This window comes from Mesorhizobium sp. 1B3, from assembly GCF_050958605.1.
Classification (GTDB): Bacteria; Pseudomonadota; Alphaproteobacteria; order Rhizobiales; family Rhizobiaceae.
The window spans coordinates 810,389-831,648 of sequence record NZ_JBJHDO010000001.1 but is presented as its reverse complement, the minus strand read 5'-3'; the positions used below and the strand labels follow the sequence as shown (position 1 = coordinate 831,648).

The 21,260-nt window shown below is 63.4% G+C and carries 19 protein-coding genes; 5 read left to right on the top strand and 14 right to left on the bottom strand.

The features are described 5' to 3' along the window. Positions 1-12: 12 nt before the first annotated feature. The 3 genes from fabI to ACCO56_RS03925 all read right to left on the bottom strand — a co-directional run bounded on the left by fabI (position 13) and on the right by ACCO56_RS03925 (position 2,407). On the bottom strand, positions 13-831 hold the full coding sequence (fabI, locus tag ACCO56_RS03935) for an enoyl-ACP reductase FabI (RefSeq protein ID WP_433637795.1): 819 nt from the start codon (positions 829-831) through the stop codon (positions 13-15). A gap of 126 nt (positions 832-957) precedes the next feature. Further along, positions 958-1,896: a DnaJ C-terminal domain-containing protein gene (locus ACCO56_RS03930; RefSeq protein WP_433637794.1), complete on the bottom strand. Its 939-nt coding sequence runs from the start codon at positions 1,894-1,896 to the stop codon at positions 958-960. A gap of 118 nt (positions 1,897-2,014) precedes the next feature. Next, the gene (locus tag ACCO56_RS03925; protein ID WP_433637792.1) at positions 2,015-2,407 is read right to left on the bottom strand and encodes an RT0821/Lpp0805 family surface protein; all 393 of its coding nucleotides are present in this window, start codon (positions 2,405-2,407) and stop codon (positions 2,015-2,017) included. 109 nt (positions 2,408-2,516) lie between these two features. On the opposite strand from ACCO56_RS03925, the gene pdxH reads away from it, so the two are divergent. Further along, a complete protein-coding gene (gene pdxH / locus ACCO56_RS03920; protein ID WP_433637791.1) occupies positions 2,517-3,137 on the top strand; it encodes a pyridoxamine 5'-phosphate oxidase in 621 nt (206 codons plus the stop codon). Between the two features lie 145 nt (positions 3,138-3,282). Here pdxH and ACCO56_RS03915 read toward each other — a convergent pair whose 3' ends face one another. The 3 genes from ACCO56_RS03915 to ACCO56_RS03905 form a co-directional block, all read right to left on the bottom strand. Continuing rightward, positions 3,283-3,600 (bottom strand): hypothetical protein, encoded by a 318-nt coding sequence (locus ACCO56_RS03915; RefSeq protein WP_433637790.1) that lies wholly within the window; start codon positions 3,598-3,600, stop codon positions 3,283-3,285. A gap of 84 nt (positions 3,601-3,684) precedes the next feature. Continuing rightward, positions 3,685-4,440: a crotonase/enoyl-CoA hydratase family protein gene (locus ACCO56_RS03910; RefSeq protein ID WP_433637788.1), complete on the bottom strand. Its 756-nt coding sequence runs from the start codon at positions 4,438-4,440 to the stop codon at positions 3,685-3,687. Between the two features lie 17 nt (positions 4,441-4,457). Then, positions 4,458-6,233, bottom strand: a complete 1,776-nt coding sequence (locus tag ACCO56_RS03905; protein ID WP_433637787.1) for an acyl-CoA dehydrogenase — start codon at positions 6,231-6,233, stop codon at positions 4,458-4,460. Between the two features lie 333 nt (positions 6,234-6,566). Here ACCO56_RS03905 and ACCO56_RS03900 point away from each other — a divergent pair, with 333 nt between their 5' ends. After that, positions 6,567-7,754, top strand: coding sequence for a glycoside hydrolase family 25 protein (locus tag ACCO56_RS03900; RefSeq protein ID WP_433637785.1), 1,188 nt, complete (start codon positions 6,567-6,569; stop codon positions 7,752-7,754). Here the strand turns inward: ACCO56_RS03900 and purD are convergent. Then, entirely contained in the window at positions 7,751-9,031 is a 1,281-nt protein-coding gene (gene purD / locus ACCO56_RS03895) for a phosphoribosylamine--glycine ligase (RefSeq protein ID WP_433637784.1), read from the bottom strand. The genes ACCO56_RS03900 and purD overlap by 4 nt on opposite strands. Before the next feature lie 158 nt (positions 9,032-9,189). Here purD and ubiA point away from each other — a divergent pair, with 158 nt between their 5' ends. Further along, on the top strand, positions 9,190-10,173 hold the full coding sequence (gene ubiA / locus ACCO56_RS03890; RefSeq protein WP_433637781.1) for a 4-hydroxybenzoate octaprenyltransferase: 984 nt from the start codon (positions 9,190-9,192) through the stop codon (positions 10,171-10,173). Between the two features lie 18 nt (positions 10,174-10,191). On the opposite strand, the gene ACCO56_RS03885 is transcribed toward ubiA, so the two are convergent. The 3 genes from ACCO56_RS03885 to ACCO56_RS03875 form a co-directional block, all read right to left on the bottom strand. After that, positions 10,192-10,755, bottom strand: coding sequence for a DUF6101 family protein (locus ACCO56_RS03885; RefSeq protein ID WP_433637778.1), 564 nt, complete (start codon positions 10,753-10,755; stop codon positions 10,192-10,194). A 313-nt stretch (positions 10,756-11,068) separates the two neighbouring features. Further along, positions 11,069-12,487 (bottom strand): FAD-binding oxidoreductase, encoded by a 1,419-nt coding sequence (locus ACCO56_RS03880; RefSeq protein ID WP_433637776.1) that lies wholly within the window; start codon positions 12,485-12,487, stop codon positions 11,069-11,071. Positions 12,488-12,496: 9 nt separating this feature from the next. Next, complete coding sequence (locus ACCO56_RS03875) at positions 12,497-13,477, bottom strand: L-threonylcarbamoyladenylate synthase (protein ID WP_433637774.1); 981 nt, start codon at positions 13,475-13,477, stop codon at positions 12,497-12,499. Between the two features lie 124 nt (positions 13,478-13,601). Here ACCO56_RS03875 and ACCO56_RS03870 point away from each other — a divergent pair, with 124 nt between their 5' ends. After that, positions 13,602-13,877, top strand: coding sequence for a hypothetical protein (locus ACCO56_RS03870; protein WP_433637773.1), 276 nt, complete (start codon positions 13,602-13,604; stop codon positions 13,875-13,877). Positions 13,878-13,882: 5 nt separating this feature from the next. On the opposite strand, the gene glyS is transcribed toward ACCO56_RS03870, so the two are convergent. Both glyS and ACCO56_RS03860 read right to left on the bottom strand, forming a co-directional pair. Beyond that, on the bottom strand, positions 13,883-16,192 hold the full coding sequence (gene glyS / locus ACCO56_RS03865) for a glycine--tRNA ligase subunit beta (RefSeq protein ID WP_433637771.1): 2,310 nt from the start codon (positions 16,190-16,192) through the stop codon (positions 13,883-13,885). A 118-nt stretch (positions 16,193-16,310) separates the two neighbouring features. After that, positions 16,311-17,264, bottom strand: coding sequence for a glycine--tRNA ligase subunit alpha (locus tag ACCO56_RS03860; RefSeq protein ID WP_433637769.1), 954 nt, complete (start codon positions 17,262-17,264; stop codon positions 16,311-16,313). Between the two features lie 179 nt (positions 17,265-17,443). On the opposite strand from ACCO56_RS03860, the gene ACCO56_RS03855 reads away from it, so the two are divergent. Further along, positions 17,444-17,770, top strand: coding sequence for a hypothetical protein (locus ACCO56_RS03855; protein WP_433637766.1), 327 nt, complete (start codon positions 17,444-17,446; stop codon positions 17,768-17,770). Positions 17,771-17,835: 65 nt separating this feature from the next. Here the strand turns inward: ACCO56_RS03855 and ACCO56_RS03850 are convergent, their stop codons facing one another. Both ACCO56_RS03850 and ACCO56_RS03845 read right to left on the bottom strand, forming a co-directional pair. After that, complete coding sequence (locus tag ACCO56_RS03850; RefSeq protein ID WP_433637764.1) at positions 17,836-19,836, bottom strand: tetratricopeptide repeat protein; 2,001 nt, start codon at positions 19,834-19,836, stop codon at positions 17,836-17,838. A 272-nt stretch (positions 19,837-20,108) separates the two neighbouring features. Then, complete coding sequence (locus tag ACCO56_RS03845; RefSeq protein WP_433637762.1) at positions 20,109-21,125, bottom strand: polyprenyl synthetase family protein; 1,017 nt, start codon at positions 21,123-21,125, stop codon at positions 20,109-20,111. Between the last annotated feature and the right edge of the window lie 135 nt (positions 21,126-21,260).

Here is a 21,260-nt window from a genome sequence, read left to right as displayed (position 1 = left end):
GGGCTGCCGGTGTCAGTCCTTGACCACCGAGATATCCGGAGCGTCGACAGCCTTCATGCCGACAACATGATAGCCCGAATCGACATGGTGCACCTCTCCGGTGACGCCACGAGACAAGTCGGACAGCAGGTAAAGGCCGGAATCGCCAACCTCCTCCAGCGCCACCGGGCGCTTCAACGGGGCATTGTATTCGTTCCAGCGCAAGATGTAGCGGAAGTCCCCGATGCCCGACGCGGCAAGCGTCTTGATGGGTCCGGCCGAAATCGCGTTGACGCGAATGTTCTTCCCGCCGAGATCGACCGCGAGATAGCGCACGCTTGCCTCGAGCGCAGCCTTGGCCACGCCCATGACATTGTAATGGGGCATCACCTTCTCGGCGCCGTAATAGGTCAAGGTCAGCAGCGAACCGCCGTCCGGCATCAGGGCCTCAGCGCGCTTGGCGATGGTGGTGAAGGAATAGACCGAGATATCCATTGTGCGCAGGAAGTTGTCGCGCGTGGTCTCGATATAGCGCCCGTCAAGCTCCTCCTTGTCGGAGAAAGCAATCGCGTGGACCAGGAAGTCGATCTTGCCCCATTTGCGGGCGACATCGTCGAACACGGCGTCAAGGCTCGCCATGTCCGTCACATCACAATGACCGGCGATATGCGCTCCAATCTCCGCCGCAAGCGGCTCGACGCGCTTCTTGAAAGCCTCGCCTTGATACGTGAGAGCGATTTCTGCGCCTTGCGCCGCGCAAGCCTTGGCAATCGCCCAGGCGATGGACCGATTATTGGCCACGCCGAGGATGAGGCCACGCTTGCCGGCCATCAGGCCATTTCCACCCGCCATTGAACATTCTCCGCGACCTGTGACTCCGCACAGCCTATTGCACAGGCCAACGGAGCCTTCAAGCACCAGCCGGCATGCTCACGGGGGAAGACCAGCCGCCGCCGTGCCGGCACGACGGCGCAGGCCTCAGGCCTTGGACCTCATCAAGGCTTCGAGCTCATGGTCGCCTTGCGGTAGCATGACCTGAACATGGGCATAAAGATCGCCATTGCCGGAAACCTTCTCCGGCAGGCCCCGGCCCTTGATGCGCAGCACCTTGTCCGAGCTGGACCATGCCGGGACGTTCACCGCCAGCCGGCCAGTCGGCGTTTCGACGGCAACCTTGGCTCCCAGCACGGCATCTCGCAGCGATACGGGCAGGTCGACGTGGAGATCGCGGCCCTCGGCCCGATAACGCGGATGCTTGCGGAACCGCACTTTCACGAGAGCATCCCCGGCCTCGCCCAATCCCTGTTCGCCCTGGCCTTTCAACCGTATCGTCTGACCATCCTCCACATAGTGGGGCAGCTTCACCGAGATCCTGCGGCCATCGGGCAGAACCGCCGCCACTTTGGCACCGGTCGCAGCCTCTTCGATGGATACGTCCATGGTCACGTTTATATCCCGGCCGGCGGGCGCGCGCCGGCCGCCCGTCCCCGCTCCCATGCCGGGGCCGCCGCGCTGGCCGAATCCCTGACCGAAAAGCTCGCTGAAGATGTCCTCGGCTCCGAACGCGTCGGCGCCCGGACCGCCGGAACGGAACTCGAAGCGCATGCCGCCAGGGCCCTGCCCGCCATGCTGCGCGCGCCGGAAAGCCGCGAACGGATCGCCATGCGCCCCGGCCTCAAAGCCCTGGAATCTCGGCTTGCCTTCGGCATCGATCTCGCCGCGATCGAAAGCGCCGCGATTTTTCTCGTCGCCGATAATCTCGTAAGCTTGGTTCGCTGCCGCAAAATTCTCCTTCGCCTTCGGATCGTCCGGATTCTGGTCCGGATGATACTTCTTGGCGAGCTTGCGATAGGCCGCCTTTATGTCTTTGGCCGAGGCGTTCTTGGCAACGCCCAGCACGTCATAGGGATCACGCATGCTTCTGCCTGCCGGTAAATTATGGAGTGCTCGGGACTTATATGCGGGTGGCTAGGAAGAAATTCCAGAGCAGCCCCTTGATCTTAGCGTGGTTCCCCGTGCCCGTGAACCACAGTCGTCAGGACTCGACGAAAGCAAGCATCCGCCACGAACCGTCGCCGGCGCGGCAGGCATCGCCGGCATAAAGCCTGACGCCGTTGAAGCTTTCTCGAGAGACACTGAACTTGCGGCATAGCAAGCCCTTGTTGTCGTACTCGACGAGGTTCGTGATGGCGCCGCGAGAACCCGTATCGACATTCGCCCAGGGAAGACCGTTGTCGCTGACGGCCGCAAGATCGGCCGACGATACGGCATTGCGGATGGTCGCCTCGTCGGAAACCCGCATCGCATCGGGCTGCGGACGCCCGTTGCCGGCCACGGAGCCGGTGGTCAGCGTATCGTCGACACCGGCCTTGTCGAGATCAAAACCGCCGGCACAGCCGGCCAGCGGCACGACGGCAAGACCGGCCAAGACAGCGTTCCGCGCGGCTTTGAACCAATAACCTGTCAGAGCCTGTCCTTGCGCTTCTCGCGACAATCGGCCATCTCCCGTTCCAGTCACACCATTGCGAGCGGAAACTATGAGCGACACCGGGTTAACAAGCGGTAATGACTTTACCACCGCCGAGGAACCGTTCCGTCTCTTCGCGACATGGCTGGAGGACGCAACCAAGAGCGAAATCAACGATCCGAACGGCGTCGCTCTAGCGACGGTCGATTCGGACGGCTTTCCCGATGTGCGAATGGTGCTTCTCAAGGGCTTCGACGAGGCCGGATTTGTGTTCTACACGAATTTCGAGAGCGCGAAGGGTCGAGAGATCCTCGGCAACATGAAGGCTGCCATGTGTTTCCACTGGAAATCCCTGCGTCGTCAAGTGCGCGTGCGCGGACCTGTTGAAATCGTCAGCGACGCCGAGGCCGACGCCTATTTCGCCAGCCGCCCGCGCGGCAGCCGCATCGGCGCCTGGGCGTCGAAACAGTCGCGGCCGCTGGAAAGCCGCTTCGCGCTGGAAAAGGCGGTCGCGGAATATACGGCGCGCTATGCCGTCGGCCAAATTCCCCGGCCACCTTATTGGTCGGGTTTCCGCATCGTTCCGAAGACGATCGAGTTCTGGCACGACCGCCCCTTCCGCCTGCACGACCGACTGCTCTTCACCCGGGATGAAGGCGGCAAGTGGGGAACGCAAAGGCTTTATCCTTAGTCCCGGTTCTCCGGGGCCCGTCGCACACTGAACTGCGCGCCCACGCCAGCGCAGCGATCGCTTGTCTGCTGAGCACGGCCGCCTTCATCAAAGGCGTTCCGCCGCTTGAGGCCACCGCTTCGGCAGAGCCGACGCTTCTGGGCGATTATCTGCACGTCCTGAACGATTTGGAGCCGAATACCTGTTCGGGGCAGCCGTTGGGGCGGATTTGCTCTAGTTTCGGGCGCTGAATCTGGCGCTGGATCATCTGGCGATCCTGCTCCCGATATTGACGCTGCTGGTTCTGGAAGCGCTCCCGACTTTCGATCCTGTTCAGCTCTTCCAGATCGTTCCAGCGGTGCTGTTGGATGATCGTGTTGCGGTCCCTGCCATCGAGGGTGGCGGCAATGGTAGGACCGACCGCGGCAACCGGCAGTGCCGCAACCAGCACAGCCGGTAGCATACGCACCATTCGACCGCTCATTCCCAAGCCTTTCGTTCCGGGATCATGCCCCTTCATATAGGAACGGAAGGCCTCGCCGTCATCGATATGGTGCGCAAAACGCGATCAGCCGGCGCTTTTCCTCGCCATGAAGGCCATGAAGGCAGCCCGCGCCTCGTCCGATTTCAGTCGGGCTGCGAAATGAGTACCCTCTTCCTTGATGCGGGCGATCAGCTCCGAACGGTCGCCGCGCATGAGATCGCGCGCGATCCGCAGGGCTTCCGGCGGCTTTGCGGCGATCTCCTCGGCTGCCTTGAGCACGGTCTGCTCGAGTTCGCTTTCATCCACCACAGCATAGATCAGCCCTGTCTCTTTCGCCTTTTCGGCCGAAAAGCCCTCCCCGAACGCGAGCAGCGCGAATGCCTGTTGTCGTCCGAGGATGGCCGGCGCAAGCAGGCTCGATCCGGCTTCGGGCACGAGACCCAGCTCGACGAAAGGTGTCCTGAAGACGGTCCGGGGCGTGGCGAAGGTCAGGTCGCAATGGAGGTTGAGCGTGGTGCCGATGCCTACGGCGATGCCATCGACGCCCGACAGGATCGGCTTTTGCGACCGTGCCAGCGCCATCAGAAAGTCGAACACCTCCGTGCCGCCTTCGCCGCCCTGGGCCACCGCCAGGAAATCGGCGAGATCGTTGCCGGAGGAAAAGGCGCCGGGCACCCCCAGGAAAACGCTTGCCCGGATGGACGGGTCGGAGTCCGCTTCGGTCAGCGCCGCGGCCATCGCGCCATACATGGCGCGGGTTATCGCGTTCTTCTTGTCCGGACGGTTCATGCGGATGATCTGCACGGCCGCATGCCGGTCGACGAGGACATGATCTATCACGTCTGCCCCTCCCGGCCTCATGCGACCAACGCTGCGCCGGCGGCAGCCAAGCTGTCGGCTCCGGAAACCGCGCGATCCTTGAGTGCCGATGTCTCCCCGGCGAGATTCTCAGCGAAGAAGCGGCAAAGGGCGATGCGGTCCGGCGAGCGGTCGGCGAGAGCCGACTGGACGAGATAGGTCCCGCCCGCTGCAAGGGCAAACAGCCTCAGATAGGGCGTCGCCCCTGCAAGCGCCGTTTCGCTGCGCCCTTCTTCGACCGCCGCTTGAAGAAAACGGGTCGTTTCGGCCAGGTCGTCCAGCGAGCGCTCGATACGGTCGGCCGACTGGCCGAAGCCCTCCGCATTGGACCGGCGGAGATTCTCGACGACAGTCCTAAGCTCGGCGATGTAGGCATGGACGTGCTCGCCGCCGGAGAGCGGCAGCTTGCGTATCACGAGATCGATAGCCTGGATGCCGTTCGTGCCTTCGTAGATTGGCGCGATCCGGGCGTCGCGCAGGAGGCTGGCCGCGCCGGTTTCCTCGATAAAGCCCATGCCGCCATGCACCTGGACACCGAGCGAGGCGACCTCGACCCCGACATCCGTGGAGAAGGCCTTCGCGATGGGGGTCAGGAGGCCGGCACGATCCTGCCAGTGGCGCCGCTGCTCGTCGTCGCCGACGCGGCCCATATCGATCGCGTGGGCGCAGGCGTAGGAAATCGTCCGCGCGATGCGGGTCAGCACCTGCATGGTCAAAAGATTGCGCTTCACATCCGCGTGGTGAACGATCGGCGCCATCCCCTCGCCGGTCCAGGACGGCGCCTTTCCCTGGCGCCGCTCATTCGCGTAGGCGATCGCCTTCTGCGTCGCCGTCTCAGCGACCGCGACGCCCTGCATGCCGACGGCAAGGCGGGCATTATTCATCATGGTGAACATGCAGGCGAGCCCCTTGTTCTCCTCGCCGATCAGCCAGCCGATGGCCCCCGGCTCCCCGCCCTTCGCGAAGCCATCGCCATAGATCATGGTGCAGGTCGGGGAAGCGTGGATGCCGAGCTTGTGCTCGATAGACGCACAGAACACGTCGTTCCGCTCGCCGAGGACGCCGTCGTCGCCGACGAAGAATTTCGGCACGAGGAACAGCGAAATGCCGCGCGTGCCCGCCGGCGCATCGGGCAGACGCGCCAGGACGAGGTGGACGATGTTGCCCGTGAAATCGTGCTCGCCATAGGTGATGAATATCTTCTGACCGAATATGCGATAGGTACCGTCGCCGACAGGTTCTGCGCGGGCGCGCAGCGCGGCGAGATCCGAACCGGCCTGCGGCTCGGTCAGGTTCATCGTTCCCATCCACTCGCCCGAGACGAGTTTCCCTAGATACTTCGCCTTGATCTCGTCGGAGGCGTGCTTCTCGATCGCCTCGACCGCGCCCATCGTCAAGGTCGGGCCGATGCCGAAGGCCATCGAGGCCGAATTCCACATTTCGAGCGCCGCGACGCCGAGCATCGTCGGCAAGCCCTGACCGCCGAATTCCTCGGGACCCGAAAGCGCGTTCCAGCCGCCGTCGATCCAGCGGCGATAGAGGTCCTTCCAGCCCGGCGGCATGGTCACTACGGCGTCCTTCAGCACCGCACCCTGCTCGTCCCCGATCTTATAAAGCGGCGCGACCTCCTCCGTGGCAAACCGCCCCGCCTCGCCCAGGATAGCGTCGACGAGGTCGTCACTGAGATCGCCGAGGGCGCCCGATTCCAGCGCGGTTCGCAGGCCGGCGACGTGTTTCAGAGTGAAGGCGATCTCGTCGACCGGTGCGCGATACATGGCTGACTCCCTTACGGCAGCGCGGAGGTCCGCGCATGCGGACTAAACCGTATTCCCGGTTCGACCGCTAGTGCCTTTTGACGTAAACGTCAAACATCCCCACTGGAGCGCGGCAGCCGCCTGACGATTGAGAACCTTGAGATCGGCGCCATCCTGATCCGCAAAGGAATTCTTAACCACGTTCCACCATCATCGTGGGCTTGCACGGCCCGTCACGGAGTCTCCCCGCCAGTCTCGGAACGACTTACGATCGGGACGCGCCGAATTTGATTCGCGGTTTCCATCGGCGTCGAATCGCGAACGCCGGCAATGGAGGGGAGTGTCGGGCAGGTGATGTCTTTCTCGACAGCGAGCTGGAGAGCCGGCGTCGTCGCCGCAGCAATCCTTTCGGTTCCCTTCTCTGCAATCGCAGACCAGTCGGAGTTTTCCGCGCCCTGGAAACGGGACGATCGCGCGCTCGTGATCGACGCTTATGAGTACAACGCTATCGACTGGAAGGCACTTGCCACTGACAAGCGGATCGTCGGCTTCATCGGCAAGGCATCGGACGGTCTGCCGGCGCCCTACTCCTGCACGGGCAACGAAACGGAGGTCCGTCTTTGCAAAGCGCTCTTCAAGCGTCATGCCGTGGCCCGCGAGCTTTTCCATACACGTCGCACGGTGGCCAAGTCGCTCGGCCTGAAATGGGGCGCCTACCATCTGGCGAGACCCGGCAATCCGATCGATCAGGCCAACAACTTCATCGATTTCGCGCAGCCCGAACCGGACGATCTTCTCGCCATAGACATCGAGGACAACGACCCGGAAAAATGGATGTCGCTGTCGGATGCCGAGGAATTCGTCCGGCATGTCAAGCGGCGCATTGGCCGATTCCCGATCCTCTACACCAATGGCACGACGGCGAAGTACATCGCCGACAATCGGAAGCTCTACCCGCTGCTTTCGCGCCTGCCGCTCTGGTATGCCCGTTACAAGCCGGAGATCGGCGAGCATTTCCCGAAAGGCAATTGGCAGAGCTACACGCTCTGGCAATTCGCCTCCCAAGCCAATTGCAATGACCGGAGCTGTCCCTATCGGGTGCCGGGCACCGATACCGACATCGACGTCAATGTCGCCTCGGTGAATGCCGAGCAGCTCCGAAACGCCTGGCCATTCGGAGGATTGCTCGACGTGCCGGTCGACTTGATCGCCAGCGTGCCGATCCCGATCGGCAGGGAGGCTGGATTGGCAGGGGACGTCACGCTCGCCTACGCTCCAGTCGAGAAGGCGCCGGCCGCGGAGGCCATCGAAGCCGTCCTCCATCCCGACAGTGAAGGGCAGGCATCCCTTTACGAGGCAGCGATGGTCGTGCCTCATGTGCAGCACTCACTGTTCCAGGCGCTGGCCGCCTATGTCGCCGGGCTGAAAAACGACGTGTTCGCCTGGTTCGGCGACGGGCCGCCTGCTCCGGTCGGGATCGACCCCATTACCACCGCCACTGTTCCGGGCAAGGCCGAATTGGACGAGACAGCCAGGCGCTAACTGGTACCTGCCTCGCGCGCGACTGCCTGCCAGCCGATGTCACGGCGGCAAAAACCCTCCGGCCAGTCGATCTTGTCCACGGCCGCGTACGCCCGGGCCTTGGCGTCGGTCACGTTTCGGCCAAGAGCCGTCACATTGAGCACGCGCCCGCCATTGGCGACTATATTGCCCGCAGCGACGGCCGTGCCGGCGTGGAATATTTCGACGCCGTTCGATGCCGCACTTTCCAGACCGCGGATCGCAGAGCCTTTCTTGGGCGTACCAGGATAACCCTCCGCGGCAACAACCACCGTCAATGCGGCTTCGTCGCGCCAACGGACCGACATGTGACCGAGCTGCCCCTCAGTGGCAGCCTTCATCAAGACGAGAATGTCATCCTTCAGCCGCATCATGAGAACCTGGCATTCGGGATCGCCGAACCGGACGTTGTATTCGATAAGCTTGGGCCCGTCGGCAGTGATCATCAGCCCGGCGAAAAGCGCGCCGGAGAAGGGCGCGCCCATTTCGGCCATGCCGCGCAAGGTCGGCTCGACAATCTCCTTCATCGTGCGCTCGATCAGGGCTTCCGTCATCACCGGAGCCGGCGAATAAGCGCCCATGCCACCGGTATTGGGTCCGGTATCGCCGTCGCCGACGCGCTTGTGGTCCTGCGCCGTGCCGAAAGGCAGCGCCGTCTTCCCGTCGCACAGGCAGAAGAAACTTGCCTCTTCGCCGGCCAGGAATTCCTCGACGACGACCTCCGCGCCGGCGCCGCCGAAAGCTCCGTCGAAACAGGCGTCGACCGCCTCGAGAGCCTCATCGAGCGTCGTCGCCACGGTCACGCCCTTGCCCGCGGCGAGCCCGTCGGCCTTCACTACGATCGGCGCGCCCTCGGCCCGGATATAGGCCTTTGCCGCTTCAGCCTCATCGAAACGGCGATAGGCGGCGGTCGGGATTCCGTATCGTGCGCAGAGATCCTTGGTGAAACCCTTGGAACCTTCGAGTTGCGCGGCCTTCGAGCTGCAGCCAAAGACAGAGATCCCATTGGCTTCCAGGCGATCCGCCAGTCCGGCGACGAGGGGCGCCTCCGGACCGACCACGACGAGATCGATCGCCTTCTCCTCGCAAAAAACCGCGACCGCCGCATGATCGTCGATCGGAAGTGCGACGCATTCCGCCTCCCGCGCTATGCCAGGATTGCCGGGCGCGGCATAAAGCTTTGTGAGAATCGGCGACGCCGCGATCTTCCAGGCCAGCGCGTGCTCGCGGCCACCCGACCCGATGAGGAGAACGTTCATGCAAGGAGCCTCGGCGCTCGTGGGATCCAAAGCCCTCCGCTATTGCCCGCCGGCCACGAGGTCAAGCCTGCCTAAACTCGTCAAACGATCACGATTATCTGCCGAGCGGGACGATCCGTCTTCTTGACGGCTGCGCTCGGCGCTGCCACTCCAGGACTATGGAAACCATCCAGTCGAGAACCACCCAGGGCCGTGTCGCCGATGCGCCGAGCGGCCATTGGGTCTACCGCGCCCTGCCCCGCTGGCTTTGGCCCTATGCCCAACTTGCCCGCTGGGACCGGCCGATCGGCTGGTGGCTGCTGCTTTGGCCCTGCTGGTGGTCGGCCGCACTGGCCGCCGTGAGCTTTGCCGCGCCGGGAGAACCTCTTACCACGCTGCTCCCGCCGCCCAGCCACATCGTTCTGTTCCTGATCGGTGCGATCGCCATGCGTGGCGCCGGCTGCACCTATAACGACCTGGTCGATCAGGGCATCGACATGAAGGTCGAGCGCACCCGTTCGCGCCCGCTCCCCTCAGGCCAGGTCACGCGCCACCAGGCATGGGCATTCCTGGTGATCCAGGCTTTGGCAGGCCTTGCCGTCCTCCTGCAGTTCAACGATTTCGCCATCCTGCTCGGCATCTCTTCGCTGGTCGTCGTCGCAGCCTATCCGTTCATGAAGCGGATCACCAACTGGCCGCAATTCGTGCTTGGACTTGCCTTTTCATGGGGGGCGCTGATGGGGTGGGCGGCGGCCTTCGCCGACCTCGATCCGCCTGCCCTCCTACTTTATTGCGGCTCGATCCTCTGGGTGATCGGCTACGACACCATCTACGCCCACCAGGACAAGGAGGACGACGCCATCGTCGGCGTCCGCTCCACGGCCAGGCTGTTCGGCGACAACACCAAGTATTGGCTCGTCGGCCTTTACGGCGGCGCGCTGGTGCTGTTCGCACTCGCTTATGCCGCCGCCGAGGCGCCGATGCCGGCGCTCGCCGGCCTCGTGGCCGCCGGTGCGCATATGGCGCGCCAGATCGCCGTGCTCGATATCGACGACCCCGACCAGTGCCTCAGGTTGTTCAAATCCAACAGCGTGGTGGGCTGGCTGATCTTCCTCGGCCTGATCGGCGGCGGGGTGTGGATGGCGGTCAAGCCGCTCCTTTGAAGCGGGATCGCTTCCGCCTCAGCGTCGGGCGATGATCTCCTCGCCCGCGACGACCAGCCGCAGCCCGAGATCACCGGATTTGCGGCGCGCCAGGAAACGAGGGCGCCGGTTGAAGGGGACGCGCCCTTTGCGGCGCTCCCGCACCGGCGCGGTCTTCACGCCCCCGAGCGATTCCTCCAGGGTCCGGGCCACGCCGTCCGCCTCGATCAGCAGCATCGGCAACCCGAAGGCTTCCGCCCAGGCGCGCCAGTCGGCGGCAACGTCGTCGAGATTATGGGCGACCAGCAAGGGCACGCAAAGCATCGGGTCGTTGTGAAAGAGCTCCAGCGTGACGGTGACATTGCCGTCGCCGTCCTCAATGGCACGGGCGGCCACGCCCCGGAACGCTTTCGACGGCAGGACGACCGTCGCCGGCAGGCCGCTCAGTTGCAGCGTCCGTCTCACGATGGCGCCGCGCTTGTCGACTGTGAAAGTGACGTCTCCGAAGTCGTCGCGCGTCGCGTAGCTCACCACTTGCGGCAAGCGGAATGGGTCGAGCCGCATGTTGCGGCCCGCCCAGACTGGCTTCAGTCCGGTCTGCATATGTGCCTTCCTGTTAATTCTGAGAGCCGGTATTTCCGGTTCCTCACGGGCCGGTTTTCCCGGCCTCGTTATGAGCAGGAAGGTAGCGCGGCATTCTTACCGCCGGGCTTAAGGAGTTCGGTTAAATTTTGCTGATCAAGGGAATGGTTATCGAAATCAAACCGACCACAATATCTTGGAAAGCTGTGTGAACAACAGCTTACCCGTTCGCTGGAGCGCCGCGCGTCCGTTCGGACGCGCAAAGGACGCTCTCTTTGAATCTACGCATCCTGCTTTGAGAAAATTTTCGGGCCGATGCTGTAGCCGTGGCGGCTCAGATCACTTTGCCGGGGTTCATGATCCCGGCGGGATCGAAGGCCGCCTTGACGCGGCGCATGAGGTCGATGGCAAGGGGTGGTGCGGTATCCAGCAATTCTTCGCGCTTCAGCCGGCCAATGCCGTGTTCGGCCGATATCGAGCCGCCATAGGCCCGCACGATGTCGTGCACCGCTTTATTCATCGGCCGGTAGAGCTTGAGGAAAGTCGCCGGGTCGGCGCCCGCCGGCTGCGAAACGTTGTAGTGCAGATTGCCATCCCCCATATGGCCGAAACACACCACACGCGCATCGGCCGAGACAGTGGCCACCGCCCGTCCAGCCTCCTCGATGAAAGCCGGAATCGACGCGACCGGCACGGAGATATCGTGTTTGATGGAAGCTCCTTCGGGACGCTGCGATTCCGAAAGGGATTCCCGCAGCCGCCAGAAGACCGACGCCTGGGCAAGGCTCGCGGCGATAACCGCGTCGCCGGCACAACCTGCCTCCAGGCCGTCGGACAGGATGTGCTCGATCAGGTCGCGAGCATCCTCGGCCGAACGGCCCGACGAGATCTCGACCAGCACGTACCAGGGCCATCCCTCGATCGGACGAACGACGCCCGGAATGTGTCGCGCGGAGAAATCCATCGCGATGTCGGCGACCAGTTCGAAGGCGGTCAGGCCCGTGCCGGCGCGGTCGGTGGCCAAGGTGAACAGGTTCAGCGCCGCCGATGGAGACTCGACGCCCACCCAGGCCACTTCCTGGCCCTTCGGCTTGGGAAAGAGCTTCAGCACCGCCGCCGTGATGACGCCGAGCGTGCCTTCGGCCCCGACGAAGAGGTTCTTCAGGTCGTAGCCGGTATTGTCCTTCTTCAGCTTCCTGAGATCGTCCAGCACTTCGCCCGTCGGCAGAACAACCTCTACCCCCAGGCAGAGCTCGCGCATGTTGCCATAGGCGAGCACGCCGGTGCCTCCTGCGTTGGAGGACAGATTCCCGCCGACCTGGCAGGAACCTTGGGATCCGAGCGAGAGCGGGAAAAGACGATCGGCGCCATCCGCCGTCTGCTGCAGCGTTTCGAGGATCACGCCTGCCTCGGCGGTGACGGTGTTGGACAAAGTGTCGATCTCGCGAATACGATTCAAGCGCGACAGCGACAAAACGATCTGCCGGCCCGAGCGGTCCGGCGTCTGCCCCCCGACAAGTCCGGTGTTGCCGCTTTGCGGCACAATCGCCGTGCGCGTTTCGGTCGCCAGCTTCAATATGCGGCTGACCTCGTCCACGGTTCCCGGCCGAAGCACCACCGGCGTCGTACCGTCCGACCAGAGTCCGCGGGGCTCCGTCAGGAACGGCATCACATCGACCGGATCGCGCAATGCGTGGTTCGGCCCCACGATTTCCACGAAACGGTCGAGGGTGACGGAATCGAAACCATCCATACCGAAAGCCTATGACCGCGCCAGCGGCATGTCACGCGGCGCAGCGGCGCGCGACAGCCGGTCATTGATCGCCTCCCCGAGCCCTTGCATCGGTATGGGCTCCACGGCAATCACCTTCGCTCCGCTGGCATCCAGCGCCTTCAAATAGGAGAAAAGGTTCGTCGCCGCCTCCCGAAGATCACCTCCATCGGAAAGGTTGAGAATGGCAAGCGCCTTGTCGGCATCCTTTGCGCGGATCGGTCCGAAGGCAAGCAGCGCCTCTCCGGGACCGACCTCGCCCGCACACAACCGAACAGCGGCGCCCGGCGCATAATGGGACGCCAGCATGCCCGGCGATTCGACATTACCCCTGCGGTGGCGGTCGACAGGGCGGCCAGCGACACGCTCGATCTCCTCCGCAGGGACGCCGCCGGGTCGAAGCAGCCGAAGCCCGCCATCCTCCACCTTCAGAATAGTCGATTCCAGTCCGACCGGTGTCGAGCCGGCATCGACGACCAACGGAATCTTCTCGCCGAGATCGGCCCGCACCGCCTCGGCGCTGGTCGCGCTGATCTTGCCGGAAGAATTGGCGCTCGGTGCGGCAAGCGGCCGACCCAGCGCCGCGATGAGACCAGCGCCGAAGCCGCGTGGCATGCGCAAGGCGATCGTCGAGAGCCCTGCCGTAGCCAAGGGATGGATGCCGGCATCGGGGCGGAGCGCCACGACAAGTGTCAGCGGCCCCGGCCAAAACGCTTCGGCGAGCTTTCGCGAGAGAGGATCGAAAATTCCGATGCTCTCTGCCATCGACATGTCGGCGACATGGGCGATCAGCGGGTTGAAACGCGGTCTCCCCTTGGCCTCGAAGATGCGCGCTACGGCAACGCCGTTGGTCGCGTCGCCCGCCAGGCCGTAAACCGTTTCGGTGGGAATGGCGATCACCTGGCCGGCGCGCAAGAGGGCGAGCGCAGGGTCCTGGGCATCCGTGGCCGGGAGGATCTCACATATGGTCATGTCGTCGTGGTGCTATCTTGCCAGCCGCCGGACGGCAAGTGCAGAGACGGCCGCATTGCTTTGAATTTGCTTAACGGTCACGCGATAAGCTCGCCGAATTGGCATAGCGACCGAGCGGCACGTCATGCGTTTTTCTGCGGCTGTTCTTCTCTTCTTTACGACAGGCAACGCCGGGGCCTCGTCCCTGGTCGCACTCGAACCGATGGAAGCCCGTGTCGGCCCATCCATGGTGGAGTTGGCCAATGGTGGACCAAGTCGCCCGAGCCGGTCGGTCATCGCATTGGACGAAGCCGTGCCGGCAGTCTCTCACGAAAAGCTGTCGGCCATCGGCAAGGACCCGGCTCCCGCGAGCAAGGCCCCTCTTGTCATCCGTGGCGGCATGACCGGCCAGGATCGATAGGTGATTCAGCCGGCGATCCTGGAGAAGTCCGCCACCTGATCGGTCGCCGCGCGGATGCGGGCGAGCAACGCAAGGCGATTGGCGCGCACCTCCAGATCCTCGTCATTCACGAGAACACGCTCAAAAAAAGTATCAACCGGTTCGCGCAACGCGCTAAGGGCGCGCATGGCGGCAGAAAAATCTTCATTTTGAATCGCTTGCCCGGCTTCCTTCTCAGCACGGTTCACCGCTTCGTGGAGGCTGACCTCGGCGTCGTCGCGTAGCAGCGCGGGGTCGACGGCCGGCGCGATGCGCGTCTCCTTCTTTTCCTCGGCGGCCAGGATGTTGGCCGCTCGCTTGGTGCCGGCCAAGAGATTTCTGCCGTCGTCAGTATCGAGGAAGGAGCCGAGCGCCTCGACCCGACGAACGATCATCAGCAGATCGTCATTGGCCGCGCCTGCCCCGCTGCTGGCGAGGACCGCGTCGATCAGATCATGCCGGGCGCCCTGGTCACGCAGATAAACCTTGAGCCGATCATGGAAGAAGGCCAGAAGGTCGCGAATGACGGGCTCGGCACGATCGGCAGCCTCCTGCCGGATCCGCTTCTCATAGCCGCCAAGTGCGTTGTCCAGGTCTTCCTCGCCATCGACATCGCCGGTTTCCAGCGCCTCCTGGCGTTCCTCGAAGCTGGCCAGGCTGTTCCGGATCTCCGGCTCGTTCAGGCCGGCAATGGTCTTGGCTGCGACGGACAGAAGCGAAAGCCGTCTCTCGCCGCCAACGAGAATGCGGATGACACCCAGCGCGGCACGGCGCAATGCATAGGGGTCTTTCGAGCCCGTCGGCTTCTCGTCGATCGACCAGAAACCGACCAGCGTGTCGAGCTTGTCAGCGAGCGCCACCGTGATCGATACGGGATCGGCCGGCACGCGGTCCGACGGGCCCTGAGGCTTGTAGTGCTCTTCGATGGCAGCCGCCACTGAAGGAAGTTCGCCCTGGAGAGCGGCGTATTTGCGGCCCATCGCGCCCTGCAACTCAGGGAACTCGCCGACGACCTCCGTCTGCAGATCCGCCTTGGCGAGCACAGCCGCACGCCGCGCAACTTCCGGAACGGCCCCGACGAGAGGAGCGATCTCACCCGCCAGTCGAACGATGCGCTCGACGCGATCGCCCTGGGTTCCGAGTTTTGCATGGAAGGTGACACCCAGATGATCGAGTCGCGCCATGCGCTGGTCGAGCGGCTTGTTGATATCGAGCCCGAATTTTTCCGCGGACATCCTCAGCGTCTCGAGATCCGGCAGATCGCCCTGGTCCGTCTGCCAGAAATAATGCGCATCCGAGAGGCGCGCCCGCACCACCTTGCCGTTGCCATGTGCGATTTCCTTGCCGCCGTCCTTGGCTTCAATATTCGCGGTAAGGATGAAGCGGTTGGAAAGGGCCGTGCCGTCGCCTCCGGCCGGCCGCGTCACGAAGCATTTCTGGTTGGCGCGGATTGTCAGCCGGATCACCTCGGAAGGAATTTCGAGAAAATCCTCCTCGAAGGCGCCCATCAGCACGACCGGCCACTCGACGAGACCGGAGACCTCATCAAGCAACGCCTCGTCTTCGAAGAGTTCGAGCCCGCTGGCGAAGGCGATGTTGCGGGCGTCCGCCAGGATGATCTCCTTGCGGCGCTCGGCGTCGACCACCACTTTCGCGGCCTCCAGCTTGGCGGCATAGTCGTCGAAGCGACGCACGGTGATCGGATCGGGCGCGTGGAAACGATGGCCGTAGGTGACATTGCCGGACCGGATGCCGTCGACTTCGAAATCAATCACCACGGGATCGGCGGTTTCCGGGCCGAAGGTGCAGACGATCGACTGGAGCGGCCGCACCCAGCGCAGCGAACCTGGTTTCGCGGAGGCAGGCCCCCAGCGCATGGACTTGGGCCAGGGGAAAGCGCGGATCACCTCGGGAAGAAGCCCTGCGATGATCTCCTCGGCGGCCCTGCCCGGCTTCGAAATATGGGCGACGTAAAAATCACCCTTCTTCGGATCGGAATGGACGTGCGCGTCCTCGATGGACGACAGGCCTGCGGCACGCAGGAAGCCCTGGATCGCCTGCTCCGGCGCCTTGACGCTCGGTCCCTTGCGCTCCTCGCGTATGTCCTTGGAGCGAGCCGTCAGCCCGCGGACGTCAAGCACCAGGCGGCGCGGAGTCCAGTATTCCCGCGCGGCCTCGTAGGTCAGGCCTGCTTCTACCAGGCCGTCCGTGACCATCTTGCGCAAATCGCCCGCCGCTTTCCTTTGCATGCGGGCCGGAATTTCCTCGGAACGGAGTTCGAGCAACAAATCCGGCATCAGCGTGTCTCCGCCCGCATGCTCTTCTTAGGTTTGCGCGTCCTCGCGCCCCCGGCGCTGCGGGCGCGCGGGCGGGCCGGAATTTCCTCGGAACGGAGTTCGAGCAACAAATCCGGCATCAGCGTGTCTCCGCCCGCATGTCAAACCCACCGGCCTCAGTTTGCAGGAAGGCCTCCCCGCATGCCTTGGCGAGATTGCGCACACGGAGGATATAACTCTGCCGCTCCGTCACCGAGATCACGCCGCGGGCATCGAGAAGGTTGAAGACGTGGCTCGCCTTGATGCATTGGTCATAGGCTGGGAAAACCATCTTATGATTGCCTGAACCCGCCGCTGCACCGGCCTCAAGCAACGCCTTGCATTCGGCTTCGGCATCGTCGAAGTGCCGTAAAAGCATGCCGGTATTGGCAAACTCGAAATTGTAGCGCGAATACTCTTGCTCGGCCTGCAGGAAGACTTCACCATAGGTCACCTTGCCGTCGCCCGAACCGCCGTTGAAATTCAGGTCGTAGACATTGTCGACGCCTTGCACATACATGGCGAGCCGCTCAAGACCGTAAGTCAGCTCGCCGGCGACCGGCGCGCATTCGATGCCGCAGACCTGCTGGAAATAGGTGAACTGCGAGACTTCCATGCCGTCGCACCAGCATTCCCAGCCGAGCCCCCAGGCACCAAGCGTCGGGCTTTCCCAATCGTCCTCGACAAAACGTATGTCGTGCAGCAGCGGGTCGATGCCGATCGCCGCCAGCGAGCCCAGATAGAGCTCCTGAAGGTTCGACGGATTGGGCTTCAGGATGACCTGGTATTGATAATAGTGCTGCAGGCGGTTGGGGTTCTCGCCGTAACGTCCGTCCTTGGGCCGTCTGGAGGGCTGCACATAGGCCGCGTTCCACTTGCGCGGCCCGAGCGCCCGCAAAGTCGTGGCAGGATGGAATGTTCCCGCACCGACCTCCATGTCATAGGGCTGCAGGATCACGCAGCCGTAGCGCGCCCAATAGTCATGGAGCGTGAGGATGAGCCCCTGGAAGGAATGCTTGGGGTCGAGATGGTCGGGCAAGGTCTTGTCGGCCACGGTTTGGTTCTCGGCGCGATGTTCGGAATATGCGGGCACGTGGTAAAGCGGCGACCCCCGAGCGTCAAGCCGAACGGGGATCACCGAACCAACGGAGGATGTCAGCCCATTTCGCCGGGAAGCCCTTGCGTAGCCATATCGTTCTCTCACAATCTGAAGCGACGATATCGGAGCCGACCATGCGCAACGCAACACGGACGATCCTCTTCAAGCGCTACACCGCCCGATGCGGCGCGGCCGTTCTGACGCTTCTCCTGGGGACTGGGCTGTCGGTCGCCGGCAATTTCCCGAGCGGCCAGGGCGACGGCTTCAACGAACGGGACGAAGTGACCGGCTACCTCTGCGTCACGCCAGGTTGCGACGTGCTGCGTCCGCCAGGCATTTCATGCATCTGCACCAAGGACAATCCATGGGAAAACAGGCTGAGCAAGCTAAGGCTCACCTGCCGCAAGAAGGAGCGGGGCCAGTGGGTGGCCTGCCCGGTGCAGCCGAAACACGGGAGATAGCGGGTAGGCGATGGGGACTCGGGCCAGTCGCCGTGCAAGCCCTATTTTCGCCGTTCGCTATTCGCTCAATTGGAAGGCGGCATTCTCAACGACTGGCCCGGCACGATCCGGCCGGGATCGCCGCGCAATTCCGGATTGAGGTTCAGGATTTCAAGGTAGCGATTGCCGTTGCCGAGCTTCTCGGCTGCGATCGACCATAGTGACTGACCGCGCTGGACCGTATAGGCGGCCGGAACAGCCTCCACAGCGGCCTGTGCCCTTGGAGCGGCCTCGCTTTTCTGACCGTCCTGCTCCGGTGCGGCCGGCTTCTGCTCGGTCTCCGGCTGCCTGGGCGGCGTCTTTTCGGCAGTCGCCGTATCCGGGAGCGCGGGCAAACCCTCCTTGAGCTTCTTCTCGACGCTTTCCAGAACATTGGGCTCAGGCTTCATGTCGCGTGCATGGCTCCACTGGAACGTCGCTTCCAGGCGACGTCCGACGCGCCAATAGGCATCCCCCAAGTGGTCGTTCAGCACCGGATCGTCCGGCTTCAGAGACACGGCGCGCTCGAGCTCGCGCACCGCATCGTCGAAACGGCCAAGACGATAATAGGCCCACCCCAGCGAATCGACGATGTAGCCGTCGCTCGGGCGCAGGTCGACGGCCTTGCGGATCAGTTCAAGCCCTTCGTCGAGGTTGATGTTCATGTCGACCCAGGAATAGCCGAGATAGTTCATCACCTGCGGCTGATCCGGGAAAAGCTCCAGGGCCTTGCGGAAATTGGGCTCCGCCTTCGGCCACTGCTTCAGGCGCTCATAGGCGATACCGCGCTGATAGAAGACGTTCCAGTTCTCCCGTTCCGGCTCGGCAAGCCGGGCCACGGCCTTGTCATAGATTTCAGCCGCGGATTTGAAGTCCTCCTTCGAAGCGTAGACGCCCCCCAGTGCCAGGTAGGCGCGCATATCGTCCGGCTCGGACTCGAGCAGAGCCTTCAAATGCACGATCGCTTCATCGTGGCGGCCGAGATCGGCAAGGTTGAGACCGAGCTGGAGTTCCGACACCCGCTTCATGGGCGAGCTGTCGGGAATGCGCCGGTAAAGGGCGATCGCCTGCTCGGCTTCCTGCTGCTGCTCTGCGACCGCGGCGAGCTGTAGAAGCACCTGATCGTTGTTGGGTTCGAGGGCCATCGCATATTGCAGGTAGAGCTTGACGAAAGCCTCCCCGCCACCGCGATTCAGCGCCGAGCCAAGGTTCAGCAATACTTCCGTGGAGCCGGCAGTGGGACCGTCCACCAGTTTCGGCACAGGCTTGCCTTGTTCAATGGCGTCGCGAAGTGCTGCGATCGGCAGACGCCCTTGCGCGAACTCGTCCGCCTTGTCGAGCACGCCGCGCGCCTTGTCCCTTTCGCCCTGACGCGCCAGGAACCCCGCATAGGCTTCCGCCGCACGCATCCAGGTTTCGGGCGCGGCACTTCCGGCCGACACATTGTCGAGCGCCTCGGCATAGGCAGCCTCGGCCTTGTCCTTGAGCCCGGCATTGTCGGCGATCAGCGCTCGATGGTAGGTCGTGAACAGTGTGTACCACTCCGGTCCCTTGAGCTGTTCCACATAGGAGAGCGCCTCGGAGGCGTTGCCGCCTCCCAGCTTGGCCCAGCCAGTCATCAGAGCGGTGATCAGGCGGTCGAGGTCGGATTCGAGCGCCAGCTTCAGCCAGGTCTCGGCTTTCGAATAGTCCTTCTTCCGGATGGAATCGACCGCCAACGCCAGCCGTGAGAAACGCTCGATCTCCGGCTCGGTCTTGAGCTTGTCCGCCAATGGGAGGGCCGCATCGAACTTACCTTGCGAGATGAGCGCCAGCATCAGGCTCTGCTGAAGCTGCTTGTTATCCGCATCAAACTCGAGCGCGCGGCGGTAATAGGCAATGGCGCCGTCGAGGTCGTTGTCGCTCTCAGCGACACGCGCGGCCAGGTAGGCGCCGGAGAGGGAACCTATTTGCACCGGCTCCGCGGATTCCTTCGCGCCGACGGGCTGGCTTGCCAGGATCGCCAGGCCCGCAATTCCTGCAAGCCATTTGCTGCGTGTCGATGGCATCAAACTTCCTTCCTGCCTCCTGAAGGGAAACCATACTCTACAGCATCGTGCCCGATTTTAGAATCGTCCGATGCTGCAGCCTCTTGCTTCGCATCGTGGCTGCCGAAAACCGGCGTCCACTTTTCGGCACGATGCTTGCGGCGGCATGTTCCCAAAGCATGGCCTTTTTGGGGTCGCGCTTCAATCCGCGCCGCTTTCACGTTCCGGTCAAAGCGCTGGCCATGGCTGCCGCCCGTTCCAAGCTCAATCGAGCGGCGCTCTGCATCCCGTGGTCAATTCACGCGACTGATGCAGAAATCGATGACATCGAGCAGCGCCACCTTCTGCGGGGAGGCGTCAAGCGGCGCGAGCGCGTCGCGAGCGATTTCCCCGAAATGGCGAGCGCGCCCTATGGTGTCGGCGATGGCTCCGTGGCGCTTCATCAGCCCGACCGCCTTTTCCAGCGCGGCGTCGTCCGTGGCATTGTCTTCGATCGCCGCCTTCCAGAAACCGCGCTCGGCCGCGCTCCCGCGGCGATAGCTCAGGATGACCGGCAATGTCACCTTGCCCTCGCGGAAATCATCACCGACATTCTTGCCGAGATCCTTGGAACTGCCTCCATAATCGAGCGCGTCGTCGATGAGTTGGAAAGCAAGTCCGAGATTCATGCCGTAGGAACGAAGAGCCGCCCGGTCGGCGCGGCCTGCCTTGGCGATCACCGGCCCAACCTCGGCAGCAGCCGAGAACAGCGCGGCCGTCTTGGCTTTGATCACGGCGAAGTGCTCGTCCTCCGTGGTCTCGAGATTCTTCGCGGCGGCGAGTTGCATGACCTCGCCCTCCGCGATCACGGAAGCCGCTGTGGAAAGGATGTCGAGGGCATCGAGCGAGCCGACGTCGACCATCATTCGGAAAGCCTGGCCGAGCAGGAAATCGCCGACCAGCACGCTGGCCTGGTTGCCCCAGATCGTGCGAGCGGTTTTCTTGCCCCGGCGCATGTCGCTTTCATCGACCACGTCGTCGTGAAGCAGCGTCGCCGTGTGCATGAACTCGACGCTGGTCGCCAGTTTTACATGGCCGTCGCCCGAATAGCCGAACATCTGGGCCGCCGCGAGTGTCACCATCGGCCTCAGCCGCTTGCCGCCCGACGAGATCAGGTGGTTGGCGATCTCCGGAATCATCTCGACATCCGAGCCGGCCTTGGAGAGGATCAGTTCATTGACACGCGCCATATCCGACGTCGTCAAACTGATCAGGCCTTCGATCGAGGCTGTTTCCCGCTTTCCGCTTCCGAGGTTGAGAACGACGCCCACCACGCACTCCATGTCCGACGCGCCGGCGCGCCTTCTTCCTAGGGGCATGATTCTAGCGGCAACGCAAGTCGCGGCAAGCGGCGAATTGGCGCGGCGGAGACCGTCCGGCGATTGCCTGTGCCGTGACGACCTGTC